This window comes from Kitasatospora sp. NPDC094019 (assembly GCF_044764505.1).
GTDB lineage: Bacteria > Actinomycetota > Actinomycetes > Streptomycetales > Streptomycetaceae > Kitasatospora.
The window spans coordinates 136,662-154,480 of sequence record NZ_JBIWIF010000008.1 but is presented as its reverse complement, the minus strand read 5'-3'; the positions used below and the strand labels follow the sequence as shown (position 1 = coordinate 154,480).

The 17,819-nt window shown below is 73.3% G+C and carries 14 protein-coding genes; 6 read left to right on the top strand and 8 right to left on the bottom strand.

The annotated features are described in order from the left end of the window. The first annotated feature begins 233 nt into the window (after positions 1-233). Positions 234-941, top strand: a complete 708-nt coding sequence (locus tag ACIQ9P_RS19880) for a bifunctional DNA primase/polymerase (protein ID WP_402357349.1) — start codon at positions 234-236, stop codon at positions 939-941. Between the two features lie 602 nt (positions 942-1,543). Here the strand turns inward: ACIQ9P_RS19880 and ACIQ9P_RS19875 are convergent. Further along, positions 1,544-2,236: a metal-dependent transcriptional regulator gene (locus ACIQ9P_RS19875; protein ID WP_402357346.1), complete on the bottom strand. Its 693-nt coding sequence runs from the start codon at positions 2,234-2,236 to the stop codon at positions 1,544-1,546. A 222-nt stretch (positions 2,237-2,458) separates the two neighbouring features. On the opposite strand from ACIQ9P_RS19875, the gene ACIQ9P_RS19870 reads away from it, so the two are divergent. Beyond that, on the top strand, positions 2,459-3,223 hold the full coding sequence (locus ACIQ9P_RS19870) for an SIS domain-containing protein (protein ID WP_402357343.1): 765 nt from the start codon (positions 2,459-2,461) through the stop codon (positions 3,221-3,223). A gap of 292 nt (positions 3,224-3,515) precedes the next feature. Continuing rightward, a complete protein-coding gene (locus tag ACIQ9P_RS19865; RefSeq protein ID WP_402357340.1) occupies positions 3,516-4,463 on the top strand; it encodes a DUF4231 domain-containing protein in 948 nt (315 codons plus the stop codon). Here the strand turns inward: ACIQ9P_RS19865 and ACIQ9P_RS19860 are convergent. Next, the gene (locus tag ACIQ9P_RS19860) at positions 4,435-5,655 is read right to left on the bottom strand and encodes an FAD-dependent monooxygenase (protein ID WP_402357337.1); all 1,221 of its coding nucleotides are present in this window, start codon (positions 5,653-5,655) and stop codon (positions 4,435-4,437) included. The genes ACIQ9P_RS19865 and ACIQ9P_RS19860 overlap by 29 nt on opposite strands. 115 nt (positions 5,656-5,770) lie before the next feature. Here ACIQ9P_RS19860 and ACIQ9P_RS19855 point away from each other — a divergent pair, with 115 nt between their 5' ends. Next, entirely contained in the window at positions 5,771-6,466 is a 696-nt protein-coding gene (locus ACIQ9P_RS19855) for a TetR/AcrR family transcriptional regulator (protein ID WP_402357334.1), read from the top strand. Here ACIQ9P_RS19855 and ACIQ9P_RS19850 read toward each other — a convergent pair whose 3' ends face one another. After that, a complete protein-coding gene (locus ACIQ9P_RS19850; RefSeq protein WP_402357331.1) occupies positions 6,467-7,429 on the bottom strand; it encodes a 2-hydroxyacid dehydrogenase in 963 nt (320 codons plus the stop codon). Positions 7,430-7,613: 184 nt separating this feature from the next. Further along, a complete protein-coding gene (locus ACIQ9P_RS19845; RefSeq protein ID WP_402357328.1) occupies positions 7,614-7,991 on the bottom strand; it encodes an ATP-binding protein in 378 nt (125 codons plus the stop codon). Positions 7,992-8,224: 233 nt separating this feature from the next. Here ACIQ9P_RS19845 and ACIQ9P_RS19840 point away from each other — a divergent pair, with 233 nt between their 5' ends. Together ACIQ9P_RS19840 and ACIQ9P_RS19835 are read left to right on the top strand one after the other, a co-directional pair. Continuing rightward, positions 8,225-9,130 (top strand): helix-turn-helix domain-containing protein, encoded by a 906-nt coding sequence (locus ACIQ9P_RS19840; RefSeq protein WP_402357325.1) that lies wholly within the window; start codon positions 8,225-8,227, stop codon positions 9,128-9,130. A gap of 2 nt (positions 9,131-9,132) precedes the next feature. After that, the gene (locus ACIQ9P_RS19835; RefSeq protein ID WP_402357322.1) at positions 9,133-9,327 is read left to right on the top strand and encodes a DUF397 domain-containing protein; all 195 of its coding nucleotides are present in this window, start codon (positions 9,133-9,135) and stop codon (positions 9,325-9,327) included. 69 nt (positions 9,328-9,396) lie between these two features. Here ACIQ9P_RS19835 and ACIQ9P_RS19830 read toward each other — a convergent pair whose 3' ends face one another. From ACIQ9P_RS19830 to ACIQ9P_RS19815, 4 genes are read right to left on the bottom strand one after another with little or no spacing between them, the layout of a single operon-like run. Then, positions 9,397-11,676 carry an FxsB family cyclophane-forming radical SAM/SPASM peptide maturase gene (locus ACIQ9P_RS19830; RefSeq protein ID WP_402357319.1) on the bottom strand — a complete coding sequence of 760 codons (2,280 nt, stop codon included), beginning with the start codon at positions 11,674-11,676 and terminating at the stop codon, positions 9,397-9,399. Positions 11,677-11,679: 3 nt separating this feature from the next. Beyond that, positions 11,680-11,871: a hypothetical protein gene (locus ACIQ9P_RS19825; RefSeq protein WP_402357316.1), complete on the bottom strand. Its 192-nt coding sequence runs from the start codon at positions 11,869-11,871 to the stop codon at positions 11,680-11,682. Between the two features lie 56 nt (positions 11,872-11,927). After that, entirely contained in the window at positions 11,928-16,043 is a 4,116-nt protein-coding gene (fxsT, locus tag ACIQ9P_RS19820; protein WP_402357313.1) for an FxSxx-COOH system tetratricopeptide repeat protein, read from the bottom strand. Beyond that, complete coding sequence (locus ACIQ9P_RS19815; protein ID WP_402357310.1) at positions 16,040-17,614, bottom strand: TIR-like protein FxsC; 1,575 nt, start codon at positions 17,612-17,614, stop codon at positions 16,040-16,042. The genes fxsT and ACIQ9P_RS19815 overlap by 4 nt, the downstream gene beginning before the upstream one ends. Positions 17,615-17,819 lie beyond the last annotated feature (205 nt).

Genomic DNA, 17,819 nt, shown 5'->3' with positions numbered 1-17,819 from the left:
GGAAACTGACACCAGGTTAGCGATCAGCAACGCCAGCGGGATACCCACGGTGACGATCCCCACCCCCCACGCGCCCGGCAAAATGCTCCCGTGCGCCCCCATTGCGCCCACCCCTCCTCCCCCCGGCGCGCTCCCGCACGGTCCGCCTCACCGGTTCGGGTGAATTGCCACCGCGTGGCGGAACGGCCCGCACCCGACCGTAACCCGCCTCACGCACGGTAGTTGAGCAGCCCGTGGAAGACACCCCCGACTCCCCCGACCAGGGCTCCGACGCAGGACTGCCCCCTCTGCTCGTCGAAGCCGTCAGCTACGCCGAGACCCGTCACTGGGAGGTCGCCCCGGGCGCCTGGCTGATCGACGGCGACGGCCCCGCCCGCTGCTCGTGCGGCGAGCCGCGCTGCGCGCTGCCCGGTGCCCACCCGATCGACTCGGACTGGGCCCGCAAGGCGAGCGCGGGGCCGGGCGCGGTGCGGCGCTGGTGGACGGAGCGCCCGGAGGCGTCGATCCTGCTGCCGACCGGCAGGTCCTTCGACGTCCTGGACGTGCCGGAGGTGGCCGGCTGCCTGGCGCTGGCCCGGATGGAGCGGATGGGCCTGCAGCTCGGCCCGGTGGCGGTGGTCCCCACCGCGCAGGGCCGGGCGGGGCGGCGGCTGCACTTCCTGGTGCTGCCCGGGGTGTCGGCCAAGCTGCCGGAGATGCTCCGCAAGCTGGGCTGGCCGCCCGCCCGGCTGGACCTGGTGGCCCGGGGCGAGGGCGACTGGACGGTGGCCCCGCCGTCCCGGGTCGGCCCGACCGGTTTCGCCCAGTGGGCCCGCTCACCCTCCGCGCTCAACCGCTGGCTGCCGGACGCCGCCGAACTGATCAATCCGCTGGCCTACGCCTGCGGGCGCGAGGCGCCGTCGGTCGCGGCGCAGCCGGTCCAGCACGCGGCGGCGCGCTGACCGCACCCCGGGCCACCGGAGGCCGCGCCGCCGACCGGGCACACCGGGCGAACGGCCGCACCGCCGGACGGCCGACCCTTCCGAGGACTGCCGCCCCTACGCCGATCGGGTGAGGGGTGCGCGCCGCGCGACACCCCGCGCGGGAGTGACGGGCCTTGTCTCCCACCGGAGACCGGGCCCGTCACACGCATGTGCGGATAAGGGTTCGGTGTACCCGCTGGTCAACGGCAAAAGCCCCTCGGACGAGTGACAACGCTCAAGGATTGCCATGATCGGCCGAGTGGCAGGAATTCCCCTGTGAGGGGCCGCCGGAAGGGGCGCTCGGTCGGGGAAGCCGGGCGGGGCGGACGGAGGGGAACCGGAGGGGACGGGAGGGAAGGGCGGGGCCGTGGCACCGGCCGGGTTCGGGGAGGCCGGTGGTACGGGAACGGGGAGGGCGGAAGGGCCCGGTGCACGGGGAGCACCGGGCCCTTCCGGCCGTTGTCGTGCGGGGCGCGAGCCTTTTTCCCCGGGCCCCGGCGCCGTCCTCGGCCCAGGGTGTCCGTCCTCGGCCAGGGGTGTCCGTCCTCGGCCCAGGGTGTCCGTCCTCGGCCCGGGCGCCCTCAGCCCTGCGCGACGAAGACGTGCGCGGCGATGTCCTTGCCGAGCTCGGCCGCGTTGTCGCCGGAGCCCACCATGAGCCCCCCGACCCCCGCGGTCACCCGCACCGTGGAGCCCGGCCGGATCCCGGCCCGGCGCAGCGTGCGCATCAGGTCGCCGTCGGTCTGGATCGGCTCGCCGATCCGGCGGACCACCACGTCGGCGCCGTCCTCGCCCGGCAGCACGGTGTCCAGCGCGACGAGCCCGGCGTCGAAGCCCTCGCCCTCGGCCTTGGCGTCGCCCAGCTCGTCCAGCCCCGGGATCGGGTTGCCGTAGGGGGACTGGGTCGGGTGGCCGAGCATCGCGAGCACCTTGCGCTCGACCGTCTCGCTCATCACGTGCTCCCAGCGGCAGGCTTCCTCGTGCACCTGCTCCCATTCGAGCCCGATCACGTCGACCAGCAGGCACTCGGCGATGCGGTGCTTGCGCATCACCCGCACCGCGAGCCGGCGGCCCTCCTCGGTCAGCTCCAAGTGGCGGTCGCCCGCGACCCGGAGCAGCCCGTCGCGTTCCATCCGGCCGACCGTCTGGCTGACCGTGGGACCGCTCTGCTCCAGGCGCTCGGCGATCCGGGCGCGCATCGGGGTGATGCCCTCCTCCTCCAGCTCCAGGATGGTGCGAAGGTACATCTCAGTGGTGTCGATCAGCCCAGACATCGCCGCTGGCTCCGTTCCTCGGTGTCCTCACCGCCAATTCTGACGTACCGCGACGACAACCGGGCCCGCCCCGGGCCCGGGGGACCCGCATTTCGTGCCTGTTGACAGCGGTACCGGTCAGGCAGCACGGTGCTCGCCGTAGCTTTCTCCACCCAGCGGTCCGGACCACCACGGCCGCCCCACCCGGCCGGGCCCCCCACCGGCAGAGAGCGAAGGCAGCAGATGAGCGAGCTGGTCGGCCGGTATTTCGAGGCCGCGATCGCCCACCTCCAGCGGGTCCGGACCGAGGAGGCGGAGAACATCGAGGCGGCCGCCGCCCTGCTCGCCGAGGCGGTCGCCGGGAACCGCCGGGTCTTCGCCTTCGGTGCCGGCCACTCCTCGCTGGCGGCCCAGGACGTGGTCTACCGGGCCGGCGGGCTGGTGCCGATCAACCTGCTGGAGGTGCCCGGCATGGCCGGGGTCACGGTGATGCCGGCGCCGCTGTCGAGCGCCCTGGAGCGGGTCTCCGGACTGGCCACCACCACCCTGGACCTCACCCCCGCCACCAGCGGTGACCTGCTGTTCCTGATCTCGCTCTCCGGCCGCCAGACCATGCCCGTGGAGCTGGCCCAGTACGCCCGGGGCCGGGGCCTGAAGGTGATCGGGCTGACTTCGCTGGCCTACCCCGGCGCGGTCCCCTCGGCACACCACTCCGGCACCTACCTCAAGGACCACTGCGACGTCGTCCTGGACAACAAGATCGCGGTCGGCGACGGCGAGCTGACCCACCCCGGTGCCGAGACCACCTTCGGCCCGGTCTCGACCATCGTCACCAGCGCGCTGATGCAGGCCGTCGTCGCCTCGGCGGTGGAGCGGCTGGCCGACGCGGCCCTCGCCGGCGAGGGCGCCGCCCCACCGCTGTTCCGCTCGGGCAACGTGCCCGGCGGCACCGAGTGGAACGCCAAGCAGATGACCGACAACGCCGACCGGATCTTCTACACGTTCTGAGACCTTCCGGGGCCTTCCGCCGCCTTCCGGGACTTCTCCGCCCCGCCCCGCCCGTTCGACGTACGAGCACGCGGCGGCCGGTACCGTGAGCACTACGCCGACCGGCCGACCGGCCCGCCGGCCGACCTGGACGCCCGCGCCGACGAGGGTGCCCCGGTGCCGCCGCCTGCCCCGGCCGCCCCGTCCCCGGCCGTCCCCCCGGGCCGACCGGCCTGCCCGCCCAGGCGTACCGGGCCGTCCACCGGGGCAGAACCGCCGGGGCGGGTGGTGGAGCTGCGAGCGGGGGGACGGGATGACGTCGGGCACGGGCGGGGCGGACCGGGTGGTGCGGGAGCGCGAGCTGCTGCCGGAGCTGTTCTGGGCGGCCGACTCGGCCTCCCAGCAGGGGCAGCACAGGGCCGTCCGGCTCTCCGCCGCCGAACTGCTGCTACTGGTCGCGGCCGCCACGGCCGGCTCCGCCGACGGCCGGCCGTGGGCCTGGCTCGCCGCCGTCGCCTACCTCGGCGCGATCGGCCTCTCCGCCGTCACCAGCCGGCAGAACCCGCAGGGTCTCTGGTACGAGGGCCGGGCCGCCGCCGAGTCGGTGAAGACCCTGGCCTGGAAGTTCGCCGTCCGGGCCGACGCCGTCCAGCCGCCGCCCCGCCCGCTGCCGGACGCCGAGGGCCTCTACGGCCTGCAGCTCGGCCGGGTGCTGCACGCCTTCCGCGGCAGCCGCGCGCTCGGCCCCGGCCTGGCCGGGCGGCCCGCCGGGAGCCAGATCACCCCCGCGATGCGCGCCCTGCGCGAGCAGCCGCTCGCCCTGCGCCGGGACGTCTACCTGCGCGAGCGGATCGAGGTGCAGCAGGACTGGTACCGCTCCAAGTCCCGCCACTGCGCCCGGGCCGGCTTCTGGACCGGGGTGGCGGGCGTGGTGCTGCCGCTGCTCGGACTGGTGCTCGCGGTGCTGCGGGCGCTGGGGATGTTCTCCTTCGACGCCCTCGGCGCCGTCTCCGCCGTGGCCGCCTCCGTCACCGCCTGGGCCCAACTGCGCCAGTACCGCCCGCTCGCCGCCGCCTACGGCCTGGCCGCCGACGAACTGGCCCTGATCAGGGCCCAGTTGGCGAGCCTCGACGTCGGCTCGCCCGAGGCCGAGGAGATCTGGGCCCGGTTCTCCCGGGACGCCGAGGACGCCGTCTCCCGCGAACACACCACCTGGCAGGCCCGCCGCGACGTCAACGGCGCGGGCGACCGGGAGTACTGAGCCCACCCTGCGCCGTCTCGAACCGCCGGTAGTCGGGCAGGTCGAGCCGGGTCGCCTTCCGGCCCTCCTCGATCATCCAGTCCAGGATCCTGGGGCGGTTCAGCGACCAGTTGCGCAGTCGCAGACCGACGGCGCCCGGGGCCAGGAACCTGCCCGCGCGGTCGCCGCCCTTCTGGCAGCCCCGGGCGTACTCCCGCAGGAGGCCCTCGTAGCGGGCGAAGGCGGTGGCGTGGTCCCCGGCGGCCGCGGCCAGTTCGCCGGCGAGGACGTAGGCGGCGACGATCCCCGTGCCGGTGCCCATACCGCCGATGGTGGCCCCGCAGGCGGCGTCGCCGACGAGGGCGACGCGTCCGGTGGACCAGCTCGGGACGTCGGCCCGGCTGATGGAGTCGAAGTACAGGTCCTCGGCGCCGGCCAGGGACTCCAGCAGTCGCGGCACCTCCCAACCCGTACCTGCGAAGGCCCCGGCGATGATCGCCTTCTGCTGCTCCTGGTCGTGGCGGTCGTAGGCCAGCGCGGGCGAGGCGAAGACGAAGAAGGCCGAGGCCGTCTCCGGGTCCCGGTGGCCGGTGCCGACGGAGGCGAGCCGCCCGGGCACGTTGAGGCCGACGGAGCCCTCCCCCGGGCCGATGCCCAGGTAGTTGGGCAGGGACCAGCCGGCGGCGTAGTGGCCGAGGTGGGTGACGTACCGCTCCTCCGGCCCGTGGGCGAGCCGACGGACGTTGGAGTGCAGCCCGTCGGCCCCGACGACGAGATCGAAGGTGCGGGTCTCGCCGCCGCGGAACCGGACGTGAACACCGTCGGCGTCCTGGTGGAGCTCGTCGACGGACTCGCCGAAGCGGTAGTCGGCGAACGGGCGGCTGTGGTCGTACAGGACCTGGACGAGGTCGCCGCGCAGGACCTCGAGGTCACCGGCGGCGAACTCGGAGGGCAGCCGCAGCCTGGTCCGCCCGCTCTCGTCGACGAACCGCATGGGGCTGCCGCCGGTGCGGATCCGGCGGAGGTCGTCGAGCACGCCCATGCGCTCCAGCACGGTCAGGTGGGTGTCACCGCGGAAGTCGACGGCCTGACCGCCGCCGCGCAGCTTCGGGGCCGCCTCGGCCACCGTCACCTCGAAGCCGTACCGGCCGAGCCAGAGTGCCAGCGCCGGTCCCGCGATGCCGGCGCCGGAGATCAGGACCTTGGTGCCCATGGTGTTCCACCCTCGTTCAAAACTGTGTCCGTCGGACGCTGTTTGTTGTTGTGTACGGTAGACACAGTTTCTGGATGTGGCAAGCCCGACGGCGGGCGGGAGAACGGGAGAAGCGATGACGGACGACCTGGCACGGCTGCTCTGGGGCCCGCACGACCGGCCCAGACGAGGCCCCCGCCCCGCGCTGAGCCTGGACGGCATCGCCGCCGCCGGCATCGAGGTCGCCGACGCGGAGGGCCTGGCGGCACTGTCGATGCAGCGCGTCGCGGAACTGCTCGGCAAGACGAAGATGTCGCTCTACCGGTACGTGCCGGGCAAGGCGGAACTGATCGCCCTGATGACGGACCAGGCGGTGTCGGCCCCGCCGGACCTCGCGGCCGGGGACTGGCGCGCGGACCTGACCGACTGGTCCACCGCCCTGTACCGGGCCTTCGAGCGGCACCCCTGGCTACTGGAGGCCACCATCGGGGCGCGGCTGATGGGCCCGCAGGAGCTGTCCTGGGTGGAACGGGCGCTGACGGCGCTGGACGGCAAGGGCCTCACCGGCGGCGAACGGCTCGACGCCGTCGTCCTGCTGACCAGCCATGTGCGCGGTATCGCCCAGCAGTCACGCGCGAGCGGCACGGAGGCCGAGACCCGGCTCGTCGCGGCCCTCACCGGCGTGCTGCGGGAGCACGGCCACGACTATCCGGCGACGCTGGCCGCGATGACCTCCCCGGCCGGGGAACGGGACCAGGCCCTGACGTTCGGGGTCGAGCGCGTCCTGGACGGCCTGGAGGCCCTGATCACGCGGCGGGCCCGCACCGCGTGATCAGCGGCCGACCGGGGTGAGCGGCGCCTCACCGGCGAGGACGGCGAGGACGTTGTCGACGGCGAGGTTGCCCATCGCCTGCCGGGTGCGGACGGTGGCGCTGCCCAGGTGCGGGGCGAGCACGGCGCGCTCCTGGGCGAGCAGGGCGGAGGGCACCGCCGGCTCGTGCTCGAAGTTGTCGACGGCGGCGGCGGACAGCGCGCCCGACTCCAGGGCGGCGGCGAGCGCCTCCTCGTCCACGACCCCGGCGGTCATCGACACCACCACCGCGCCGGGCGGCAGCAGGGCGAGCCGGGGGGCGTCCAGCAGGTGCCGGGTGGCCTCGCTCAGCGGGCAGGTGACGACGAGGACGGCGGAGGTGGAGAGCAGCTGCTCCAGCGGCAGCCACTCGGCGCCGTCCTCCTGCTCGGGCGGCAGCGGGTTGCGGTTGTGGTAGCGGACGGACATGTCGAAGCCCTTGGCCCGACGGGCCACCGCCCGCCCGATCCGGCCCATGCCGAGCACGCCCAGCTGGGTGCCGGTCAGCTCCAGCCCGAGCATGAAGGTCGGCGCCCAGGCCCACGGTTCGCCGGAACGGAGGAGTCGTTCGCCCTCACCGAGCCGCCGGGCGGCGGCGAGGAGCAGCGCCCACGCCATGTCGGCGGTGGCGGCGGTCAGCACGCCGGGGGTGTTGGTGACGGTGACGCCGCGCTCGGCGCAGGCCGCCACGTCGACGTTGTGGTAGCCCACGGCGTGGTTGGCGACGATTTCGAGGCCGGGCCCGGCGGCGTCCAGGAGTTCGGCGTCCACCCGCTCGTCCAGGGTGGTGATAAGCGCCCGGCGGCCGCGGACGGCGGTGAGCAGTTCCTCGCGGCTCATCGGCAGTTCGGAGTCGTGCAGGGCGGCCGGGAGCTGCGCGGAGAGGCGCTCGACGACGCCGGGCGCGAGACGACGGGTGACCAGGACCGGAGGCTGCTCGTTCACAGAGCCGGAGTTTACGTGGTGCGCCCTCGCCCGGGGTTCGGGCGAGGGCTCGGTGCCATAGATGGCACCTACGAGTCGACCGTGCTGCCCGCCCGTTCGACCCGCTCCCGCAGCGCTCGCGTCAGCACCTCGCCGACCGCCCCGACCAGCGCCGAGGCGAGGAGAAGCAGGGCGAGGGCGACGGTCACGCGGCGGAGTCCAGCTCGAACCAGACGAGCTTGCCTCTCTCCTGGGGGTCGGCACCCCAGCGGTGGGTGAGGCCCTCGACGAGCTGGAGGCCCCGTCCGCACTCGGCGAGTTCGCCGAGTGCGGAGGAGAAGTGCTGTTCGGGGAGGGCGTGGCTCTCGTCGCCGACGGAGACCCGGAGGGTGCGGCCGAGGGTGGCGATGAGGACGACGGGAGCGACGGTGCGGCCGTGCCGCCAGGCGTTGACGATGAGTTCGGCGAGCGCGAGCTCGGCGTCGAAGATGCGGTGGTCGTCCCACCCGGCGCGCACCATCGTGTCGCGCAACGACTGCCGGGCGAGAGCGAGGGAGGGGGAGTTGAGGTTGGGGTTACACACGGGAATGCTCCCTGCGGTGTAGATCGGGCACACCTGGGGTCTGTCGCCGTGAACAAGCCCGTTGCGGGACTGGAGGGGCCGCACGCGAGTGCTCTTCGGTGCCCGGACAGTTCGGTACCAACTGCCCTTGGGTTGGACGTTACTGACAACCCATTGGATGTATGGCTTGCCATGACTGTAATCGACCTCGGTCCAGTTTTGCAACACCATCCGCAATCGCCCCTACACTGACCGTGAGCGACCATCCGTCCGGACGAGAGGTGACGAGCGTGGGACTCAGAGGCGAAATCAGCGAGCGCCAACGCCGGTTCGGCGAGGAACTTCGCCGCTTGCGCGAGGCAGCCGACATGTCCGGTCCAGAAATCGGCGAGCTGATGGGCATGAAGGGCCCCGCCGTCAGTCATACCGAAGCCGGACGCTTGAGCCTCAACATCGAACGGTTGCACGTATGGCTCGATGTCTGCGGCATGACCGACCCCGGCTACCGGGCCGGCATGGTCGCCATGTGCCAAAGCAACGGCAGGGGCTGGTGGAGCGAGTATCGGCCTTATATCGTGTCGAACGCCATCGACCTCGCCGAGTTCGAAGACGCAGCCGGCGCCTTCAGCAGCTACCAGACGCACCTGATTCCAGGTCTGCTGCAGACCAAGGCGTACTGCGAGGTGATGCACGAGTATGCCGAAAGGAAGGTCGCGTTCCGTCGCCGACGCCAGCAGGTGATCACCCCTGAGAGTGGCACTCCGTTCCACGCAGTGATCCATGAAGCCGCGCTGCGAATGATGTACGGCGGTCCGGCTGTGATGCGCGACCAGTTGAACCACCTGGTCGAGATGTCCCACCTGCCTCACGTGACGATTCAGATCCTGCCATTCGACTGCACGGTCTTTGCATCGACCGACACGGCGTTCATGGTGATGCACGGAGCACACTCTCGCCTGGACACAGTTCTGGTGGAGAACCCGCACGGCTCGTCGTTCCTGGGAGACCCTGAGGGGGTGGCCGCATTCCGCAGGAAGTTCGATCGGATCAAGGGCTTGGCCCTACCGCCCTTGGACTCCAACGCACCTGGGCCGTCTCCTGCCTTTCGGGACTCGTGGGGCATGATCCAGCACATCCGTTACAAACTTCTGGGGAGGTAGCCGTGGAGCAACTCAACTGGCAGAAGTCGACCTACAGCGGGGAAAACACCGACTGCGTCGAGATCGCCTCCGACGGCGAACTCATCCACATCCGCGAATCCGACGACCCCGCCATAGCCATCACCACCACCAAGGCCAAGCTCACCACCTGGCTCCAAGCCGCCAAGGCCGGCGAGTTCGACCACCTCACCCACTGAACACCTCACCCACTGAACACCTCGCCCCCGAGCTGCTCCCGCGACGCGCGGGAGCAGCCCGGAGCCTCGTCACCCCACCATGCTTCGCAGCCAGGGATCCACTGATGCCCTCGCTCCGTCGGCGAAGCGCTTGCCCAACGGCGTCAGCGCTCCGTTGTTGGCGAGGAGGTCCACGGCTTCGTCGGTCAGGGTGCGCCAGTGCCGGAACTTCGGGCGGGCTTCCTCCGTGTCCCGCGCCCGGGCGCCCCAGAAGGCCGTGACCGCCAGGTGGGCGTACACCGCCTGGAACAGTGAGCCGATCGGTCTCGGCGTCAGCCCGAACGCCTCGAACAGCCTGGTGTCCCCCCGGTCGTACAACTCCTCCCGGTCCAGTACCGCGCCGAGCTTCACGTGCTGGAACTCGTGCACCAACAACAGCCCCAGCGTGTCCGCACGGCGCGGCCGCGCGATCGCGACCGCGCCGAACGCCTGGCGGGCCGCCGAACTCACATCGTGGCCGTCCGCGCGCCGCCGCAGCGGGGTGACGGTGGTCAGTCCGACCCACAGGCCGGCCGCGTACTCGGGCAGGTCCCTGTCGAGCAGTTCGGCCGCCTCGCGGAGGTCCGTGACCCAGCGCCCGTGCTCGGCGTCGGACAGCCGGTCTGCGACCGGCCACCGGTGTACCCCCCGCTGCGGGTCCACGTCCTCCAGCGCGATCCCCCTCCTGACCATCCGGAGCGGCTGCCAGCGCGGGTCACCCGAACCGGCGACCGCGCCGCCGTCGGTGCGCGCCGTCCACCCCGCGCGCCCGCCGGTCACCAGCGCCTCCCGCGCTCCCCCACCGACCACCAGCCGCCCCAGCGTCGGCAGGTGCAGCACCCCGTCCCGCACCGGCACCGCCACGCTGTCCCCCCGCCCCGCCCGCACCGCCGCCGCGGCGGCCAGCTCGGCCAGAGGTCCCAGCCCCGCCGACGGATCGCCGCTCAGCCTTCTCGCCGCCCAGGCCCGGACGTACGGATGGGCGAACACCGTGTCCACGGCGGCCGGTTCGGAGGAGTCGAGGTCCGCCAGTAGCTCCCAGGCCGCCGAACGCGCCACCCCTGACGAGCCGTGCACCGCCGCCAGCATCGTGCGGGTGAGGGCGAGTTGGGACCGGGCCAGCGCGCTGACCGTCTCCGGACCGCCCAACCCGAGCGAGAGTTCGTCGATCTGCTCGTCCGTGAGCCCGGGCCCGGCCAGGTCGACCGTCGGCGCGGCGGGCCGCCGCACGGTACCCGCCCGGGCCGCCAGGCCGTCGATCAGCGCCCGCAGGTCCGCGCAGTACACCGAGGGGTGGTCGAACGACCCGTCCCGGTACCGGTGCGCGTACAGCCCGCCTCCGCAGGAGCGGACCACCGGACAGGCCCGGCACTCCGCGCTCAGCCCCTCCAGCCCCGACTGCCGCGCCGCCATGCCCGGATGCCCGGCCACCTCGTCCACCGCGTGGCGAAACACGTCCATCCCGGTGGCGGGCGCGCCGTCGTACGCGGTCTTCAGGCTGTCCGCCTGCTCGTAGCTGCCGTCCGTCTCCAGCACCACCAGATCGACCGGCTCCAGCCCGAGCGCCTCGCTCAGGCCCGGCAGCCCCGACAGCGTCCGGTGCACCGAGTCGAAGGTCCGGACCGCGAACGGGCGGCCGTCCGCCTCCCACCGCTCGTGCACCGTGAGCAGCCAGTCAGCGTAGGGCGTCGGGCCGAGCCCGTCCGGGCGTTCCGGCGGACGGTCCCAGGTGGCGTGCGGGAGCAGGAAGTCGACGGCCGGGGGATCCAGTTCGGCGAGCGCCCGGTACGCGGCCACCGGGTCGTTCGCCACGTCGACGGTGCAGAGCAGCCCCGAGTACAGGTGCCGGAACCGCGGTTCGCGCAGCAGCCCGACGGCCCGCAGTACCTGCGGATGGCTCGACCTGCCGTCCGCGAACCGGCGGTGCCGGTCGTTGGCGGCCCGGTCCCCGTCCAGCGAGAGGCCGACCCGGATACCCAGTTCGTCGAACAGCTCGCAGTACGCCTCGTCCAGCCGGACCCCGTTGGTGTGCACCCGCAGGTCGAGTTCGCACACCTCGGGCATTGCCGCCCGCAGCAGCCCGACCGCCCGCCGGAACACCTCCGCCCCGGCCAGCAGCGGCTCACCGCCGTGCAGGACGACCCCGACGACGGTCAGCCCGTGCGCGGCCGCGTGCTCCCCGATCCGCTCCGCCACCCGCGCCAGCACCGCCTCCCCGACGACCCGCGGTCTGGACCGCCAGCCGGTGTCGGCGTGCTCGTACACGTAGCAGTGGTCGCAGGCAAGGTCGCACCGGCTGTGAACCTTCAGGACGAACTGCGTGATCGGCACCGGTCAGAGGGCGGAGTTGAAAGCCGCCACCGCAGTCCCACCCGCCTCACTGAGGGCCGGTTGCAAGGCGTCGGTCAGTTCGCCTGCATCGCGGCCGGCCAACTCGGCCAGGGTCGGCCGTTGGGCGCCAGTGCCGGTGCCAGTGCCGGTGCCATCAGGCTGCTCGATCCCGTCAAACGCGAGTTCCGGGTCCACGCATCGCTCCATGATCGACTCCCCGGTGCCAGGGCCGGAGGAACGTAGGTCACCCGTCACACAACCGGCAACTCGATCTCCACGTCCAGCCAGTCCCCCACCCTGATCCCTTCCGTCAGCGGGTGGCCGTCGCCCAGGTAGCTCACGGCACGTGCCCTGCTCAGCGTCCGTACCCGCAGCTCCGCCGCCCTCGCGGGCTCCCCGACAGCCGCGAGCGCCAGGACGACGTTCGCGGTGGCCGCCAGGGCGTCGGGGTGGTCGGGCCCGAAACGCTCGGTGAGCGCCCCGGCAGCAGCCTCCGCCAGAACCAGGGCCTCACTGTAACTCCCTCCCTGTGCGAGGTCGTTCGCGCGATTGAGCTGTGCGATCCCGACGTAGGGGTGCGTACGTCCCAGCAGCGCGAGCAGATCGTCCAGCACCTTGCCCGAGAGCGCATGGGCCCCGGCCATCTGCCCGGCCCTCCTCAGCGCGACGGCGAGATTGCCGGCCGCGAGCCGTTCCGTCGGGTGCCCGGCGCCGAGGTGGTCACGGTGATAGAGGTACGACTCCTCAGCGAAGGTCACCGACTGCTCGGTGTCCCCGAGAGCACCGAGCACGGCGCCCAGGCTGCCCGCAGCGGCCGCCGTGCCGGGATGATCGGCCCCGTACCGTTCGAACAACCGCCGGTGAACGTCTTCGGAGTCGACCAGTGCTTGTGGCAACCGGCCAAGGCGACGCAGCACAGCACTCCGGTAGCGACGGGCGCGAAGAGTCTCGACGTGGTCCTCTCCGAGCGCGCGATGGCCCCTTCGCACGGACTTGTCCATCCGGGCGAGGGCCTCGACCGGCCTACCCACCTCACACAGCAGGTGCCCGAAGACGACACCGCCGAGGATCGTGTACAGGCTGTACTTTCCGAAGATCTCCAGCTTCCGGGGGTAGAGCTGCTCGTGAATGGCCAATGCCCCGGCGAAGTCACCCGAGAGCATGATGGAGACGGCCAGGTTGTTCTCCGCCATCAGAGTGCGCGGATGGTCCGCTCCGAGCACCCGGCGCGCGGCGGTCAGAGTGCCCTCGTCCAGCTCCCGGGCCTCCCGGTAGCGGCCCAGGTGCCGGAGGTCCCCGCCCAGGCTGGTGGCGGCCGGGAAGGTGTCCCGGTGCTCCCGTCCCCGCAGGTTCGTCAGCCGCTCGAAGGCGTCGCGGTCGGTCTCGTACGCCTCCCGGACCAGACCCTGCGAGCGCTGGAGGTTGCCGAGTTGGACACGCAGAAGCTGCACGGTGACATCGGGCTCCACGCCCTGCGACCCCGCCTCGCGCCACCTTGCCAGGACCCGTTCCGCCAGCTCCCGGCCAGCGTCGTGCAGGCTGCGCTGCCACAGGTAGCGCACCGAGTTGACGATCCACCGGCGGACCTCGGGATCGGTGGAGTCGACCGCCCCCGACGGCCACAGGTGCGGCAGCAGCTCGGCGTACCGGGGCCAGTTGTGCGGCGCGTCCGGGTCGCCGGGGTCGGCCAGGGCGAGGGCGCGGTGCGCCGCGCCGCGAACCCGTACCCGGTCGGTTTCGCCCACCTGCTCGCGCAGCAGGGCCTGGACGATCCGGTGCACGACCAGCGTCCCGGCCGAGTGGTCGTAGCGGGCGAGGTTGAACTGGTTGACGGTCCGCAGGATCTCGCCGACCGCGAGCCGCTGGTCGGAGGTGCCCGGGGCGAGCCCGATCGCCTCGATCACCGGTGGACTGTAGAGCAGGGAGATCGGAATGGCTTCCGGGCCAAGGAAGCCGCAGACCTCAAGCAGCCGGGCGGCCGGTGCGTTGATCCGCCGCAGGTCGGAGCCGGCGATCCGCCAGGTGGCCGCGGTGGCGGTGACAGTGGCGTCGTCCGCGGTGACGTCCTGTGTGTCGGCGTCGGCCTCCTCCTCCGCCGCCACCGCCACCGGCGCCCCCCGCACCGAGCGGTCGAGGATGTCGGTCAGCGTCTCGTCGAGCAGGTCCGCGTACGTCGCGGCCGGCATCGGCGTCTCCTGCAGCCACGCTGCGGCCTGGCCGACGGCGAGCGGCAGGTCGCCGAGGAGTTCGGCGATCCGTTCGGCGTCGGCCCGTTCCACCCCACTGTTGAAGTGCCGGACGAGCTCGACGCTCTCCGCCCGGTCGAACACCTCGACCTCGGTGCGACCCGGGCGGCGGGCCCAGCGGCGGTCGCGGGAGGTGACCAGGACGTGGCCGCCCGGCCCGGCGGTCGGCAGCCAGGGGTCCAGCAGCTCCGGGTCCTCGGCGTTGTCGAACAGCAGCAGCCAGCGGTGGTACGGCCGGCCGCCGGCGAGCGCGTCGAGGACGGCTCGGGCCGTCCTGGTGACATCGCCGTCGGTCTCCAGGCCGAGGCCGGGGGCGAGTTCGGCGAGCTTCTGCGGGATCACCGCGGGCTGCTGGGCCGGGATCCACCACAGCACGTCGTAGCCGGCCGCGAAGCGGTGCGCGTACTCGATCGCGGCCTGGGACTTGCCGACCCCGCCGATGCCGTAGAGCACCTGGACGGGCGCGGCGTCGCTGTCGGCCGTGAAGCCGTCCCGGACGGCCTCCAGCAGGCGCATCCGGCCGGTGAAGGTGGGCAGTCTGGGCGGCAGTTCCTGGACGGCGGGCCGGCCGTCCGGGAAGCGGGCCGGGTGCGGTACGGAGGTCTCTCCGGTCCCGCCGGTGTCCATCCAGCGTCCGGCACCGGGCGCCGGGCCGATCAGTTCGAACAATTGGGCCTCGGCCTGTTCGGCGGAGCCGAGCGCGAGGTCCAGGGCCCGGTGTCCGGCGAACTGCGGCGGCTCCACGCCGTCCGCCCCGCCGATCCGCACCGCGAGCAGGCCGCCGGAGTCGCCCACCGGGGTCTGGCCGGTGAGACGGCGCCAGATCTCGCGGGCGCGCGGCAGGGCGGTGTACTCGGGGGTGAGCAGGGCGAGCAGCCGGCCGTCGCCGTCCAGCGGTCCGGCGGCCTCGGGCAGCGCGCCGCCGTGCGCCGGGCCGGGGTCGAGCGGGACGGCGGCGCTGTGCAGGCTGACCAGGTAGCCGAAGCCGCGCAGGGTCTCGGAGATCCATTCGGCCCAGACCCGGTCCTTGGGGGCGTAACTCACGTGCACCTGGCGGGAGCGGGTGCGGCCGGTGCGCAGGTAGGCGGCGTACAGGCGGCGGCGGGCCAGGTCCGGCAGCGGGCGCAGGGCGGTGACCCGGCCGTCGGTGAGCCACGCGGCCAGCCGTTCGAACGCGGCGAGCAGGCTGCGGCCCTGCTGCGGCCGGTCGACGATGGTGGCCGGCACCTCCTCGTAGGCGTAGAACGGCTTGTACGGGACCTCGACGTCGCGCCAGTAGTCGGCCCGCCGTTCGGGGGGCAGCCAGCGTTCCAGGTAGGGGTCGAAGGCGTCGTGGGCGAGGTCGCGCCCGGCCGCGAGTCCGGCGCGTTCGGCGTCCTCGACCCGCATCGGGACGGGCAGCACGCGGATCTCGCGCTCGTCGGCGTCGACGATGGCGCGGGCCGCGTCGACGCCGCCGCGGATGCTCTGGGCGCCGAGGGTGAAGCAGTCGACGACGGTGTCGGGCATCAGCACGGTGCAGATGCCCGAGGTGTCGCTGACGCCGGTGCGGCTGTCGATGAGCACGTAGTCGTAGGCGGAGGTCCACTGCTCGCGCAGCGCGTACAGGAACTCCGCGCCGCGGATGTCGGCGCGGGTGTAGAAGCTGCGCCAGTTGAAGCTGGTGACGGCGGCCGAGTAGGCGGCGTTCTGCCGGCCGGCGGGCATGAGGTCGAGCTTGCCGCCGTCGGGGAGGTCGAGCGCCAGGCCGCAGAGGTACTGTTCCAGCCGGCCGGGCACGGCCAGCCATTCCCGGGGGTCCGGGCCGGGGCCGCGGCGGTCCGGGCCCGGCAGCGCCTCGTCGACGTAGGCCCGGAGCATGTCGATCAGGCCGTCGGTGCCGTGGAGTTCGGGGTCGACCAGCAGCGGGTGGTAGTAGCGGTGCAGGCCGGGGGCTTCGAGGTCCCAGTCCACCACCAGCACGCGCAGGCCCTGGCTGGCCAGGATCCAGCCCAGGTTGGCGAGCGCCATGGTGCGGCCGGTGCCGCCCTTGAAGGAGTAGAAGGTGACGACCGTGCCGGTGCCGGGGGTCGCGAGGGCCGCGGACCCGTGGTCCGCGAGGGCGGCGTGCTCAACGCTCATCGGTCCGCTTCTCCTTCACTGGGCGCCCGGCTGGTCAGGGGCACGGTCTCCTCGCGCAGGGCGCCCCTCGGCCCCGGCGCGGCCCCGGCGCCGGCCCCCGCTCCGGGAGTGTTCCCCGCTCCGGGGGCGTTCCCCGGGCGCGGGAGCGGCGGGCCCGGGGACACCGGCGGCTCCGGCGGAACGGGCGGCCAGGCCGGGATGGTGAGGCCGGGCATCGGTCGCGGGTCCGGGCCGAGCCCGAACTGGGCCCGGGCGGCGACCGGGTCGTCGTCCTGCTGGTCGAGCAGGCGGTTCTGGGCGACGGTCACGGTCGAGAGCAGCTCACGCTCGAATCGTTCCCGCCGGATGTGGATGCGAAAGAGCGGCTCGGGCCCGGACCGGTGCAACCAGGTGCGCGCGAACACCTCGCGCACCCCCTCCCAGAGCCGGGCGCGCGCCGGACCGGCCGGCGGGTCGTCGGTGCTGTCGGGCAGCAGGACGGCGGTGACCGGGTGGTTCTGCCGGTCGAAGTCGCGCAGCGCCTGCCGGTAGGGCTCGGCGCCGGCCGCCCACGGGTCCACCAGCAGAACGCTGACCTCGTTGTTCTCCCGGGCCCGGTCGAGCGCGTCGGCGAGGTCGGGGCCGACGGTCTCCAGGCTGGTGCTGTGTCCGGCCCGGGTGATGACCTGTTGGGCCTGGACCGCCAACGAGGGGAGCCGGGGCGGGTGGTAGGGCGCCCAGTCGCGCGGGTGCGCCCCGTACCAGCCGCCCTGGTACGGCCCGCCCGGGCCCACCGGGCCGCCGTTGGTGAGGCCGCCGCCTGCGGCGGCCCGGTCCGTCCGTCCGGCGTCCGCCTCGGACCGCTGCGCCGGGAACCGCTCGCCGTTGGCCGCGCCGGCCCCGCCGACCGGGGCGGGCGGGTCACCGGCCCGCCGGGCGGCGACGAAGAGCCGGACCAGGCTGCTGCGGGTGGCGACCGGGGCGGCCTCCTCCACCGGGAAGCAGCCCTCCACCTGTCCGAGGTCGAGGTCCCGCAGTTCGGCGACCCGCCAGGAGGCGGCCTCCCGGATCCGCTCGGCGATCACCCGCACCACCTTGCGGTACGCCGTGCCCTGCGGGTCGGTCCGCAGCAGGTGGCGCAGCCCGCCGGTGGCGTACTCGGCGCCGAAGTCGTGCTGCAGGTACTGGATCCGCCGGACCTCGGTGGGCAGCTCCTCGGGCGACGGCTCCCAGAGGACGGGGATGAGGGCCGGGACGCTCTCCCCGGTCTGCTCCTCGTGGCGCCGGGTCCGCTGGTCGAAGGCGGTCCACTCCTTGCCGCAGTACGGGCTGGCGAAGTAGGCGGGCGAGTAGAGCGCGACCATGGTGCGGCTGGCGCCGAGCATCCGGGAGAGCTGCCGTTCCCAGTCGTCGCCGATCCGCAGCCGTTCGGTGTCGCGGTAGGCGAGTTCCCCCGGACCGGCCTCGGGTTCGATCCGGGCCAGTTCGTCCCGCAGGTCGGTGAAGAACTGGTCGACGAAGGCGCCCCCGGCCAGGTGGTCCCGCCGCGCGTAACTGAAGAAGAAGTACGGCCGCACCCAACTACCCCCCACCGAGCCGGTGAACGTCCCCACCTTACTGGCGAGCTGACGCGAGGTCAGCCGGTGGGCGGAGGAAGGTGTCGTGGTGTCGTCACAAGTGCGACCCCGGTGGGTTACGGGCCTGGTCGGGCGCGTGCGGGCGGGCGGCGGCAGCGGGTCCGGGGCGGCGCCGCGACCGGCTCCGGGCCGGTGTCACGGGCACGTCCGGCCCCGCCCC

Coding starts and splice junctions, on each gene's coding strand:
- ACIQ9P_RS19860 (WP_402357337.1), bottom strand. CDS start 5,655: ATGGGCACCAAGGTCCTGATCTCCGGCGCCGGCATCGCGGGACCGGCG.
- ACIQ9P_RS19870 (WP_402357343.1), top strand. CDS start 2,459: ATGAGCGAGCTGGTCGGCCGGTATTTCGAGGCCGCGATCGCCCACCTC.
- ACIQ9P_RS19865 (WP_402357340.1), top strand. CDS start 3,516: ATGACGTCGGGCACGGGCGGGGCGGACCGGGTGGTGCGGGAGCGCGAG.
- fxsT (WP_402357313.1), bottom strand. CDS start 16,043: ATGAGCGTTGAGCACGCCGCCCTCGCGGACCACGGGTCCGCGGCCCTC.
- ACIQ9P_RS19875 (WP_402357346.1), bottom strand. CDS start 2,236: ATGTCTGGGCTGATCGACACCACTGAGATGTACCTTCGCACCATCCTG.
- ACIQ9P_RS19855 (WP_402357334.1), top strand. CDS start 5,771: ATGACGGACGACCTGGCACGGCTGCTCTGGGGCCCGCACGACCGGCCC.